Origin of the sequence: Bradyrhizobium jicamae, from assembly GCF_001440395.1 — a bacterium.
Lineage (GTDB): Bacteria > Pseudomonadota > Alphaproteobacteria > Rhizobiales > Xanthobacteraceae > Bradyrhizobium > Bradyrhizobium jicamae.
On the sequence record NZ_LLXZ01000218.1, the window covers coordinates 16,421 to 27,824 of the forward strand.

Here is an 11,404-nt window from a genome sequence, read left to right on the forward strand (position 1 = left end):
TCCGAGGTCCCGGGCGTTCCCGAAACCAGATCTGTTAATGGCTGCGGATGGGGGCTGTTGCCAACCTAGCAGAGAGCAGGGGCCGGCAGAAGCCCGCGGCGCAATCAAAGTTCCATTGCCTTATCATTGAGATAGGCCCTGTATCAGGTTTTTGGAGGGCTGCTCTGCGAATCACGCCGCACTTTTGTCGGCTTGTGCCCCCTGCCAGGCCCAAACCCGAGGACGACGGCACTTTCGGGCTCCCTTCGGGCTTGGTAGCTCTGAGTGCGGCGGCCCTCCAGCGGACGGCATGGTTGTGACTTCATTCCTCGATCCCGTGATCGCATTCATCTCAGTCCATCCGTGGCTGGCTTACCTGACGCTGTTTCTCGCTGCCCTCCTGGAGGCGATCCCGGTCGCAGGGGCGCTGGTGCCGGGATCGACCATCATCCTGGCGCTGAGTGCGCTGGTGCCCGGCGGAGAACTGAACCTGTGGGGCGTGCTGGCGGCCGCGATCGCAGGCGCCCTGCTCGGCGATGGCTCGGCATTCTGGGCCGGCCATCGCTCGCAACGCGAAATTCTCAGCGCCTGGCCGATGTCGAAATATCCCGCCGTGATGGCGCAGAGCGAGGCGTTCTTCCAGCGCTGGGGAGCGCTCGCCGTGCTGTTCGCGCGCTTTGTGCCCCCGATCCGCGCCTTCGTACCGGTCACCGCCGGCGCGCTCGGGATGTCGCCGGCGAGGTTTTACAGCGTCAACATTGCCGCGGTCATTGCATGGGCTTCGGCGCACATCCTGCCGGGCGTGTTCGCGGTCTCGGCGCTGCACCACTATGCCGGCCTGCCGCATCACCAACACATCGGCAAGCATCTCTGGATTTTGGGCGTGTTCGCGGCCGCGATCATCGCGCTCGGCGTCTGGACGCTGCGCCGCCGCCGGACGGGCAAGACCGCTTCGGATCAGGCCCGGACGGGGCTGCGTCCCGGCGCCGGACCGACGTAACGGGCGCGGGGCCGGATCAACCGGCCGTGCTGCAGTTGCTCGCAGGCATGCGCGATCCACCCGACCGTGCGCGCCATCGAAAACAGCACCAGTTCGTGGCCGGGCGGCAGGCCGAGCGTGTGCACGAGCACCGCAAGGGCATAATCGATATTGACGAATTCGCCGGTCGCTTCGGCAATTCGCTCGGGAATTTCGTGGGTGAGCTTGCGGTCAGCGCCGGAGCGCGCCAGCGCTTCCAAGAGGGCCCGTGCGCGCGGATCGCCGTGCTTGTAGACGCCGTGACCGAAGCCCGCAAAACGCTCGCCGAGCGCGACGCGCTCGCGGATGACCGGGGCAACTTCACTAGTGGCAAGCGTCTTCAGAAGCTGCGCGGCCAGCACACCGGCGCCGCCGTGTTTCGGGCCCTTCAACGCGACGAGGCCGGCGATCACGGCGTCGTAGAGATTCAGGCCGGTCGACGCCGCGCAGCGCACGGTGAAGGTCGAGGCGTTCAGTTCATGGTCGGCCAGCAACACCAGCGCGCGGCGGATCAGATCCGGCGCGTGCTTGTTGTCCGGCGCCCAGGCGCGGGCAATCTGCGAATGCAGCGGTTTTGCCGATGATTTTGCGTTCAGCATGGTCGCAACCACCAGCCGTACGATGCGGCCCCCGACCATCGCGCGCCCGTCGGGCGCTCGCGTGAAGGCGCGCGGGTCAGCGGCGGCTGCTAGCGCCAGCACGGCGATGGCGCGATCGATCGCACCGGCTTTGCGGGTGGCTTCGGCGACGGCGCGCATTTCGTCTGAGATGATCGGGCAATTGTCCTGATCGAAGGGATCGACGCCGGTCACGTCCCAGAGCAGCGTCGCGGCATGTTCGAGCGTGTCGCGCTCGGCGAGATCGACGCAGTTGACGCCGCGATAGATCGCGCCCTCCTCGGTGATGGTCCCGACCGTTGAATCCATCACCGGCAGATCGGCATCGAAGCTGCGCAGGCCCCGCGGCTCCGGCGAGGGGGTACGCCGCTCCTTCAGCGTACGGACGTCCTCGGCCCGGTAGCGGTGGCTGCGCGAGTCCTCCGACGGCTCCGAGCGGATCAGGCCACGGCTGACATAGGCATAAAGGGTGGCCTGCGAGATCGCGAGTTCGGCGGAGGCCTCGCGGGCCGAGAGGTAAAGGCCGGCGGATTTTTTCATGTTGATTTACATAATCAAGATTGATCAATCTGTCGAGAGGCCCGACCTTTGGCAGCAGGCAAAGGAGAGCCCCATGAACATGCAGATTTCGAAGACCCCGATCGGCCTGGACGGCATTCCGGCCGCCGAAACCGTGCTCAGCCATGTCGATGGCGAGCGCGGCGAACTGATCATCGCCGGCGAGCGGGTCGGCGACCTCGCCCGCAAGACCGGTTTTGAGGGCGTGACCGCCCGGTTATGGAGCGGCGGCACCGGCCAGCCGATCGGCGAAGCCGCGGTGCGCGCGGCGCTCGGCGCGGGGCGTGAACGCGCCTTCGCCCGACTGCCGGATCTTCTCGGCATCACGCGCGGTCTTTCGATCATCGACGGTTTTCGCGCGGCAATCGCCGGGCTTCGCGCGGAAGCGGGGCTTGTGCATGAGGCCACGATCGTCGGCGCGTTTCCGGTGATTGCCGGCGCCCTGGTGCAGCGGGTGAAGGGCAACGATCCCGTCGCGCCCGATCCGACCGCGAGCCACGCCGCCGACACGCTGTCGATGATGCTCGGCCGCAAACCGGACGCGCGCGAGGCCGCCGCACTCGACGCCTATTTCGTCACGGTCTGCGACCACGGCATGAACGCCTCGACGTTTGCGACGCGCGTGGTCGCCTCGACGCAGGCGGATTTGTTCGCGGCTGTCACGGCCGGCTATTGCGCGCTGACCGGACCGTTGCATGGTGGCGCGCCCGAGCCGGTGCTGGAAATGCTGGATGCGATCGGCTCGACCGAGCGCATCAAGCCGTGGGTCGATAGTGCGCTCGCCCGTGGCGAGCGGCTGATGGGATTCGGCCACCGCGTCTATCGCGTCCGCGACCCGCGCGCCGATGTTCTCAAGGGCGCGATCGAGCGGCTCGCCGGTGACGGTACTGACCTGCCGTTTGCGGGCGAGGTCGAGGCCTATATCCGCAGCGCATTGCGGATCAAGAATCCGGACCGGCCACTCGACACCAATGTGGAGTTCTTCACCGCGATCCTCCTCGACGCGCTGAAAATCCCGCGGCAGGCGTTCACGCCGATCTTTGCGGTGGCGCGTGCGGCGGGCTGGACGGCGCACGCCCGCGAGCAGCAGCGCGGCGGCCGGCTGATCCGACCGAGCTCGGCGTATATCGGGCCAATGCCGGGGTGAACGAGCAAGAATGTTTGGAAGGCAACAGCGGAGCCATCATCTCCGCTGTCGTCCCTGCGAAAGCAGGGACCCATAACCACAAATGCGTGATGTTGCGCGAAAGCCGTCAACCAGTGGAATAAAATCTAGAAGCCTCGGCGTATGGGCCCCTGCGTTCGCAGGGGCGACGATCAGGCGCGCACCACGGTCTTCAGATAATTATACGCCTTGATGATCTCGATCAGGCGATCCTCGGTGGAGCGGTCGCCGCCATTGGCATCGGGATGGTGCTGCTTGACCAGCGCCTTGTACTTGGCCTTGACGTCATCGAGCGTTGCTTCGGCGGAAAGCCCCATCACCTGCAGCGCCTTGCGCTCGGCGTTCATCACCTTGCGCGTCTCGGCCTTGGCCTCCGCGCCCGGTCCGGGCCGCCAGCGGCCGCGGCCGTTAAGCTCGGAGAACATGCTGAAGGGGTCGGCGGCGCCGTCAAAATCCTCGGCGCCGGGCTGCTTGCCCTTCTTGCCGCCGGTGTTGGCGCCCATCTTCCAGGTCGGGCGATGGCCGGTCAGCGCATCCTTCTGGTAGCGCGCGACCGCATCGGCATTCATGCCCTGGAAGAAATTGTAGTTCTGGTTGTATTCGCGGACGTGGTTGAGGCAGAAGTGAAAGTACTCCCGGGAATTCTCGCGGCCTTTGGGCGCGCGGTGCGGCCCCTTGTTCTGGCAGCCTGCCCACTCGCACATGGCGGATTCTTCATTCGCACGCGCCTGCGCCTTCGCGCTGACCTTGTTGGGCTTGATGCGAATGGAATCGAAGAACTTGGATGAATCAATTGGCATGACTGACTTTGACTACGCAATGCGAAAGGCTTCAAGTCTTGACATTGCGAATACCTCCGTTCGGATACACCATTGACGAAAAGCAGACACAGAATTATCTGCCGCCATCATGAGCACCAGGGACATTATCATAAACAAGTTGCGTGAAGCTTTCTTGCCGGAAAGCCTCGACGTCGCGGACGAATCTCATCTGCATGAGGGCCATGCCGGCCACAGGCCGGGCGGCGAGACGCACTTCAGAGTGTATATCGTGTCTCCGGCCTTCGAAGGGAAGAGCCGGATTGAGCGCCACCGCATGGTAAATGCGACGCTTGAGGCGGAACTCAGGGGATCCGTTCACGCATTGGCGATCAAGGCGCAGACGCCGGAAGAAGCCGGACGGTAATCCGGCAAACCCGGCGCAAGAAGATGAGCATCCGATGACGTCGCAGAGGCTCATTGTTTTGGCCGGCCTTCCCGGTTCCGGGAAGAGCACGCTGGCGGAAGCGCTTTCACGGCATTTTTCGCTGCCGCTGTTTTCAGTCGATCCGATCGAGGCCGCGATGTGGCGCGGCGGCCTGTCCCGGGATCATACGGGAATCGCAGCCTACGCGGTCGCGCAAGCCTTGGCCGAGGAGCATCTTCGACTAGGGCAATCCGTCGTGATCGACGCGGTCAATCCGGTCGAGGCGCCGCGCGCGGCGTGGCGCAATCTCGGCACAAAATATCGCGCGGATTTGAAGATCATCGAATGCGTCTGCATCGACCAGGCGACGCATCGTCGGCGGATCGAAGCGCGCGTGCGCGGCATCGAGGGCATGGCGGAGATCACTTGGGAACGGGTCGAGAAACGGCGCGCGGAATATGAAGCCTGGACCGATTCGAGGCTGACGCTGGATACGTCGGCGCACCCGCCCGAGCGGTTGCTCGCCGAAGCGATCGGCTATCTGACGTGAGGCTATCAACCAGCTTCCTGTGAAGATCGGCGGAGACGGTAGAACGGTTCTCGTAAACGTGAGACAATCACTGAGGCGATGCATCAAGTTCCGTTCGGACGCAGGGTCGGCCTGACCCTGATGCCATCGCAGCTCGATGGGGTCGTCCGATGCGATGTTGGGCACGCTTCAGATGGGCCGCCGCCATGGCGCTGACGATTGCGGCCTCTTCCGTGCGGGCGCAGGCGTTGGATATGCCGAGCCCCTTCGTCCAGGAAGTGCTGGTCAAGAGCATTCTGTTGACGCTCAACGATGCCGTGGCGTCGGATAATTTCACGGTGCTGCACGCCAAGATTTCAAAACCGTTCCGCGATCAGTTTCCACCCGACAAGCTGCGGGCCGTGTTCAAGGACCTGGTCGAGAAGCACGCCGTGTTCGACGCCATCGTCGCCAGCCCGGTCATCCCGGAGGACGACGCCAAGATCGACGACAAGGGCGTGCTGCGCCTCAAGGGACGCTTCGACACCACGCCCAAGAAAGTGAAGTACCAGCTCGGCTTCATTCCCTCCGACGGCCAGTGGAAACTCTCTGGCGTCGCGATCGATATCGAATAGCCGGCACAGGCCGTCAGAACGCCGTCCCTGCCCGCTTCGGTTTCGGATCTTCCCCCTCGGCTTCGCGCGGCAGCGGCGTGATCTTCAGCGCGGTGATGCGGTTGCGCTCCCGGCGCAGCACGCGGAAACGGCAGCCATGGAAGGTGAAATTCTGGCCGCGCTCGGGGATCGAGCGCGCTTCGTGGATCACGAGGCCCGCCACCGTGGTCGCCTCCTCGTCGGGCAGATGCCAGTTCATGGCGCGGTTGAGATCGCGGATCGGCACCGAGCCATCCACCACGACGGAGCCGTCGGCCTGGACGCGAACGCCCGCGACCACGACATCGTGCTCATCGGAAATATCGCCGACGATCTCTTCCAGGATGTCTTCGAGCGTCACCATGCCTTCGACTTCGCCGTACTCGTCGACGACGAGCGCGAAGTGGGTCTTGCGGCGGCGGAACGCCTTCAACTGTTCGGACAGAGGCCGCATCTCCGGCACGAACCAGGGCGGCAGCATGATCGCGGATACGTTGATGCGCGACATATCGCCTTCGGAAGCGCGGATCGCGCGCAGGAGATCCTTGGCGTGCAGCACGCCGATGATGTTTTCGGGCTTGTCGCGCCACAGCGGAATGCGGGTGTACTCGGTCGCCAGCACCTCGCGCACCAGGTCTTCGGGCGGCAGGTCGGCGTTGATCATCATCATGGCGGTGCGGTGGACCATGACGTCTGATACGGCGAGGTCGCCGAAGCGGAAGACATTGTGAATGTATTCGGCCTCGCCGCTCTCGATTCCGCCATGGACGGCGGATTCCTCCACCAGCCCCTCGATCTCGGAATCGGTGAGGATTTCGTGCTGCGAGGATTCCTGCACGCCGAACATGCGCAGGATCCCGCGCGAGGCGCTGTTGAGCAGCCAGTTCAGCGGCCAGAAAACCAGGTAGGACAGATGCAGCGGATAGGCGATCCATTGCGAGACCGGCATCGGCTGCCTGATCGCAAACGTCTTCGGCACCTGCTCGCCGATGACGATATGCAGCGAGGAAAATATCAGAAAGCCGGCCAGGAACGACACGAAGTGCAGGGTGCGCTCCGACATGCCGAGCGGGACCAGCAGCGGCTCCAGCAGCGCCGCAACCGTGGGTTCGCCGACCCAGCCGAGGCCGAGCGAGGCCATGGTGATGCCGAGCTGGCAGCAGGCGAGATAGGCCTCGATGTTGCCCATCATGCCGTGCAGCAGGCGCGCGCCGAAGCGGTCCTGCTCGACCATCGCCTTGATGCGAAACCCGCGGCTCTTGACCAGCGCAAACTCCGCGGCCACGTAAAACGCATTGGCGGCGAGCAAGAGGATCGCGAGCAGCAGATTGGACGCGGTCGAACTCATATATGCCTCGTGACGGCCCCGGCCACGCGCGACGCTTGCCCGACGCTGCGCCCCGGCAATCCCGTTCTCATCCCGACAACTTCTGTTGCAGGAAATCGCGCACCAGCGCCGGCTCGACGTCGTTTGCGACCACCGCGCGGCCGATCGCCTGCAGCAAGATGAAAGTCAGCTTGCCGCGCTTGACCTTCTTGTCCTGCGCCATCAGCGCCATCAGGGCGTCGGCATCTGCCAGCCCTTCCTGCGTAAAGCCCGCGATGTCCTGCAAATGGGTCGGCAGGCCGACGGAAGCAAGGTGGCGCTCGACGCGGGCGGCGTCCGCCGCCGAGATCATGCCGAGTTGAGCGGAAAACTCCGCCGCCAGCACCATGCCGATGGCAACGCCCTCGCCATGGAACAGGCGATCGGAAAAGCCGGTCGCAGCCTCCAGCGCGTGGCCGAACGTGTGGCCGAGATTGAGCAGCGCGCGTTCGCCATTTTCGCGCTCGTCGCGGCAGACAATCGCGGCCTTGGCACGGCAGGAGGTTGCGATCGCGTGCTCGCGCGCCGCGCCGCCGGAGAAGATGTCGGCGTGGTTGGCATCGAGCCAGGCGAAAAAGGCCTCATCGCCGAGCACGCCGTATTTGGCGACCTCGGCATAGCCGGCGCGAAACTGGCGCGGCGACAGCGTGTCGAGCACGGAAGTATCCGCGATCACCAGCAGCGGCTGATGAAACGCGCCGAGCAAATTCTTGCCTTGGGGCGAATTGATGCCGGTCTTGCCGCCGACCGAGGAGTCCACCTGCGCTAATAGCGAGGTCGGCGCCTGCACGAAGTCGACACCGCGGCGCAGGATCGCCGCCGCGAAGCCGGCGAGATCGCCGACTACGCCGCCGCCGAGCGCAATCACCAGGTCGTTGCGCTCGATCTTCGCTGCGATCAGCGCTTCCGAGACCTTTTCGAGACCGGCATAGGTTTTCGATATCTCGCCTTCCTCGACGATGATGCGCGAGGTCGGAATGCCGGCCCCGGCGAGCGAGCGCTCGGTCGGCTCCAGCCAATGCTTTGCCACGGTGCGGTCGGTGACGATGGCGGTACGCACGCCGGGGCGCAACGCGGCGACGCGCGCGCCGAGCGTTTCCAGCACGCCGCGGCCGATGACGATGTCATAGGCGCGGTCGCCGAGGGCAACGTCGACCGTGATATCGGCGGAATGTTTCAGTGGCGCAGTCATGGCGTGACGTTGATCCCGTCGGTTGTCGGCTGGGCAGAAGGGCTGCCCACGCACAGCCGGGCGCGCAGGGCATCGATACATTCGTCGACGATACGATCGTGCGGCACGTCGCGCGACAAGATGGTCAGATCGGCGGTCTGATAGACCGGCTCGCGCGCTTCGAGCAGGCGGCTGACGGTCGCGACCGGGTCCTCGGTCTGCAACAGCGGCCGGTCGGCGCGGCGCTTGACGCGCTTCATGATGATGTCGACGTCCGCTTTCAGCCAGATCGAGACCGCCCTGTCGCGGATGCGATTACGGGTCTCCTCGCGCATGAAGGCGCCGCCGCCGGTGGCAAGCACCACGGGACGGCCCTCGAGGATCCGCGCGATCACCCGGGCTTCGCCATCCCGAAAATAAGGCTCGCCATAGTTTTGGAAGATTTCCGGGATCGTCATCCGGTGCGCCGTCTCGATCTCGGTGTCGGCATCGGTAAAGGGCAGTTGCAGCCGCACCGCCAGCCGGCGGCCGATGGTCGACTTGCCGGCGCCCATCATGCCGACCAGCACGATCGAACGCCTTCCCAGCGCCGACGTGATGTCGGCCTCCTGGGTCGGGCTCACCTGTGCCGGTGCGGCGGTCTCGGACATCAAAAACCCTGCTCTTTGGCGGGATTTGACCCGCGCTGCGCCACCTATACTACCCCCATCGAGGCCGTTGCCAGAGACTCTTGCCACGGGGATAGGAACATGATGGATGATTTCATTGGTTAATTCGCCGCCCTGAGCCCCCTATGCCCAGTTTGTTCCGCTTTCTGACGGTCGTCGGCGTAATCGCCGGGGTGATCTATGGCGCCATTTTTGCGCTGGCGAACTTCGTCACCCCAAAACCCCGGGAAATGACGGTCACGATTCCCCCAGACAAGTTCCTCAAGAAATAGCCGCTATCGTCTGATTGGTGAGAGACCAATTCGAGGAGAGGCATCTCCATCGACGGGGGATGTCCGGGCAATGCGCTCCAGCAAGACGGCCAAAGACGAGACACTGATCAACCTGTTCCTCGACATGCTCGCGGCGGAACAGGGCGCGGGCGACAACACGCTCGACGCCTATCGCCGCGACCTCACCGATCTCTCGGAGTTTCTGACCCGCGCCGGCGAGAGCTTTTCCGGCGCCGGGACGGATGTGCTGCGCGACTACCTCGCCGACCTCGACGTCAGAGGCTTCAAATCCTCCAGCGTGGCGCGGCGGCTGTCGGCGATGCGGCATTTGTTCCGCTTCCTCCTGAATGAGCGGATCCGCAGTGAAGATCCAGCGGCGATCCTGTCCGGCCCGAAACGCGGCCGGGGGCTGCCGAAGGTGCTGTCGATCGCGGATGTCGACCGCATGCTGACGCGGGCTAAGGAACTGACCGGGGCCGCGAACGCCTCGCCGCAACAGCGGCTGCGCGCGCTGCGGCTGTATTGCCTTCTGGAGGTGCTCTACGCCACGGGCCTGCGCGTCTCGGAACTGGTGGCGCTGCCGCTGTCGGCCTCGCGGCGCGATGCCCGCATGATCGTCGTGCGCGGCAAGGGCAACAAGGAACGGCTGGTGCCGCTCAACGAAGCCTCCCGGCAGGCGATGGCCGATTATCTCGCCGCGATGGAAGCGCTCAAGCCAGAGAAGAAGAAAAGCGCCAGCCCGTCGAAATGGCTGTTTCCCTCCTTCGGCGAGAGCGGCCACCTGACGCGGCAGCATTTTGCCCGCGACCTGAAGGAACTGGCGGCGGCCTCGGGCCTCGCGCCGCGGCTGGTCTCGCCGCACGTGCTGCGCCACGCCTTTGCCAGCCATCTGCTGCATAACGGCGCGGACCTGCGCATCGTGCAGACGCTGCTCGGCCATACCGACATCTCCACCACGCAGATCTATACCCATGTGGTCGAGGAACGGCTGAAAAGCCTGGTGCGCGACCTGCATCCGCTAGCGGAGAAGTAACCTTCGCCCCAACCCATGCCTTGACTTCCGCGCCGTCTCCCCCGAAACAGCCGTCTCCCGCCCGCGGCCTTGTTTGGCGCGCTTCGGAAAGCCGGGTCACCGGACCGAGATGCGCGCTAAATCATTGAAGATGCGTGCTTTCCTGGAGCGGACCGAAACCGCTTCGCCACAATGCACGTTGTTACCTATATTGCTTTGATGCCGGATCAGATGCGCAGCTATCTCGACTTCGAAAAACCCGTCGCCGAACTTGAAGCCAAGGTCGACGAATTGCGCGCGCTCGCGGCGTCCGGCAGCGACATCGGCGACGAGATTTCGCGCATCGAGGACAAGGCGCAGCAGGCGCTCACCGACCTCTATGACAATTTGACGCCCTGGCAGAAGACGCTGGTGGCGCGCCATCCGCAGCGTCCGCACTTCACCGACTTCGTCAATGCGCTGATTACCGAATTCACCCCGCTCGCCGGCGACCGCAAATTCGCCGATGACGAGGCGCTGATGGGCGGCTTCGGCCGTTTCCGCGGCGAGAGCATCTGCGTGATCGGCCAGGAAAAGGGCGCCACCACCGACAGCCGCATCAAGCATAATTTCGGCATGGCCCGCCCCGAAGGCTATCGCAAGGCGGTGCGGCTGATGGAGATGGCGGACCGTTTCGGCATCCCCGTGCTGTCGCTCGCGGATTCCGCCGGCGCCTATCCCGGCATCGGCGCCGAGGAACGCGGCGTGGCGGAAGCGATCGCGCGCTCGACCGACACCTGCCTCTCGCTCGGCGTCCCCAATGTCGCGATCATCACCGGCGAAGGCATGTCGGGCGGCGCGATTGCCATTACCACCGCGAACAAGGTGATGATGTTTGAGCACGCGATCTACAGCGTGATCTCGCCGGAAGCGGCGTCCTCGATCCTGTGGCGCGACGGCACCAAGGCCCAGGAAGTCGCGACCAACATGAAGATCACCGCGCAGGACATGCTGCGCTTCGGCGTGATCGACCAGATCCTGAAAGAACCTTCCGGCGGCGCCCATCGCGATTCCGCCGCCATGATTTCAGCTACCGGCGATGCCATCGCCGAAGCCTTCAACGAGCTGCGCAACCTCGACGCGGACGGCATCCGCCGGCAGCGGCGGCAGAAATTTCTCGATATCGGCCGCAAGCTCGGCTGATTGCTTCGCGCACGCGTCTGATGCGGTCGCCCGGCCTGCCCGCCACAATC

The 11,404-nt window shown here is 64.7% G+C and carries 13 protein-coding genes; 8 read left to right on the forward strand and 5 right to left on the reverse strand.

Annotated elements, in window-relative coordinates:
* Positions 1-295 precede the first annotated feature (295 nt).
* The gene (locus tag CQ12_RS38300) at positions 296-979 is read left to right on the forward strand and encodes a DedA family protein (protein ID WP_057840476.1); all 684 of its coding nucleotides are present in this window, start codon (positions 296-298) and stop codon (positions 977-979) included.
* Here CQ12_RS38300 and CQ12_RS38305 read toward each other — a convergent pair.
* Positions 937-2,154, reverse strand: a complete 1,218-nt coding sequence (locus CQ12_RS38305) for a citrate synthase family protein (RefSeq protein ID WP_057840404.1) — start codon at positions 2,152-2,154, stop codon at positions 937-939. The two genes, CQ12_RS38300 and CQ12_RS38305, sit on opposite strands and share 43 nt — an antisense overlap.
* Before the next feature lie 73 nt (positions 2,155-2,227).
* Between CQ12_RS38305 and CQ12_RS38310 the strand changes: the two genes are divergently transcribed.
* Positions 2,228-3,319, forward strand: coding sequence for a citrate synthase/methylcitrate synthase (locus tag CQ12_RS38310; protein ID WP_057840477.1), 1,092 nt, complete (start codon positions 2,228-2,230; stop codon positions 3,317-3,319).
* Positions 3,320-3,489: 170 nt separating this feature from the next.
* Here CQ12_RS38310 and CQ12_RS38315 read toward each other — a convergent pair whose 3' ends face one another.
* Entirely contained in the window at positions 3,490-4,137 is a 648-nt protein-coding gene (locus CQ12_RS38315; RefSeq protein ID WP_057840405.1) for a J domain-containing protein, read from the reverse strand.
* A 109-nt stretch (positions 4,138-4,246) separates the two neighbouring features.
* On the opposite strand from CQ12_RS38315, the gene CQ12_RS38320 reads away from it, so the two are divergent.
* The 3 genes from CQ12_RS38320 to CQ12_RS38330 all read left to right on the forward strand — a co-directional run bounded on the left by CQ12_RS38320 (position 4,247) and on the right by CQ12_RS38330 (position 5,665).
* Entirely contained in the window at positions 4,247-4,522 is a 276-nt protein-coding gene (locus CQ12_RS38320; protein WP_057840406.1) for a BolA family protein, read from the forward strand.
* Positions 4,523-4,556: 34 nt separating this feature from the next.
* A complete protein-coding gene (locus tag CQ12_RS38325) occupies positions 4,557-5,072 on the forward strand; it encodes a P-loop nucleotide/nucleoside kinase family protein (protein WP_057840407.1) in 516 nt (171 codons plus the stop codon).
* Between the two features lie 185 nt (positions 5,073-5,257).
* Entirely contained in the window at positions 5,258-5,665 is a 408-nt protein-coding gene (locus tag CQ12_RS38330) for a hypothetical protein (protein ID WP_245310334.1), read from the forward strand.
* A 13-nt stretch (positions 5,666-5,678) separates the two neighbouring features.
* On the opposite strand, the gene CQ12_RS38335 is transcribed toward CQ12_RS38330, so the two are convergent.
* From CQ12_RS38335 to CQ12_RS38345, 3 genes are all read right to left on the reverse strand, one after another.
* Complete coding sequence (locus CQ12_RS38335) at positions 5,679-7,031, reverse strand: hemolysin family protein (RefSeq protein ID WP_057840409.1); 1,353 nt, start codon at positions 7,029-7,031, stop codon at positions 5,679-5,681.
* A 67-nt stretch (positions 7,032-7,098) separates the two neighbouring features.
* Positions 7,099-8,241: a 3-dehydroquinate synthase gene (aroB, locus tag CQ12_RS38340; protein ID WP_057840410.1), complete on the reverse strand. Its 1,143-nt coding sequence runs from the start codon at positions 8,239-8,241 to the stop codon at positions 7,099-7,101.
* Positions 8,238-8,870 carry a shikimate kinase gene (locus CQ12_RS38345; RefSeq protein WP_057840411.1) on the reverse strand — a complete coding sequence of 211 codons (633 nt, stop codon included), beginning with the start codon at positions 8,868-8,870 and terminating at the stop codon, positions 8,238-8,240. Before CQ12_RS38345 ends, aroB begins: the two co-directional genes overlap by 4 nt.
* 143 nt (positions 8,871-9,013) lie before the next feature.
* Between CQ12_RS38345 and CQ12_RS38350 the strand changes: the two genes are divergently transcribed.
* The 3 genes from CQ12_RS38350 to CQ12_RS38360 all read left to right on the forward strand — a co-directional run bounded on the left by CQ12_RS38350 (position 9,014) and on the right by CQ12_RS38360 (position 11,354).
* On the forward strand, positions 9,014-9,160 hold the full coding sequence (locus CQ12_RS38350; protein ID WP_057840412.1) for a hypothetical protein: 147 nt from the start codon (positions 9,014-9,016) through the stop codon (positions 9,158-9,160).
* Between the two features lie 70 nt (positions 9,161-9,230).
* A complete protein-coding gene (xerD, locus tag CQ12_RS38355; RefSeq protein WP_057840413.1) occupies positions 9,231-10,193 on the forward strand; it encodes a site-specific tyrosine recombinase XerD in 963 nt (320 codons plus the stop codon).
* A gap of 198 nt (positions 10,194-10,391) precedes the next feature.
* Positions 10,392-11,354, forward strand: a complete 963-nt coding sequence (locus CQ12_RS38360) for an acetyl-CoA carboxylase carboxyltransferase subunit alpha (protein WP_057840478.1) — start codon at positions 10,392-10,394, stop codon at positions 11,352-11,354.
* Positions 11,355-11,404: the final 50 nt, after the last annotated feature.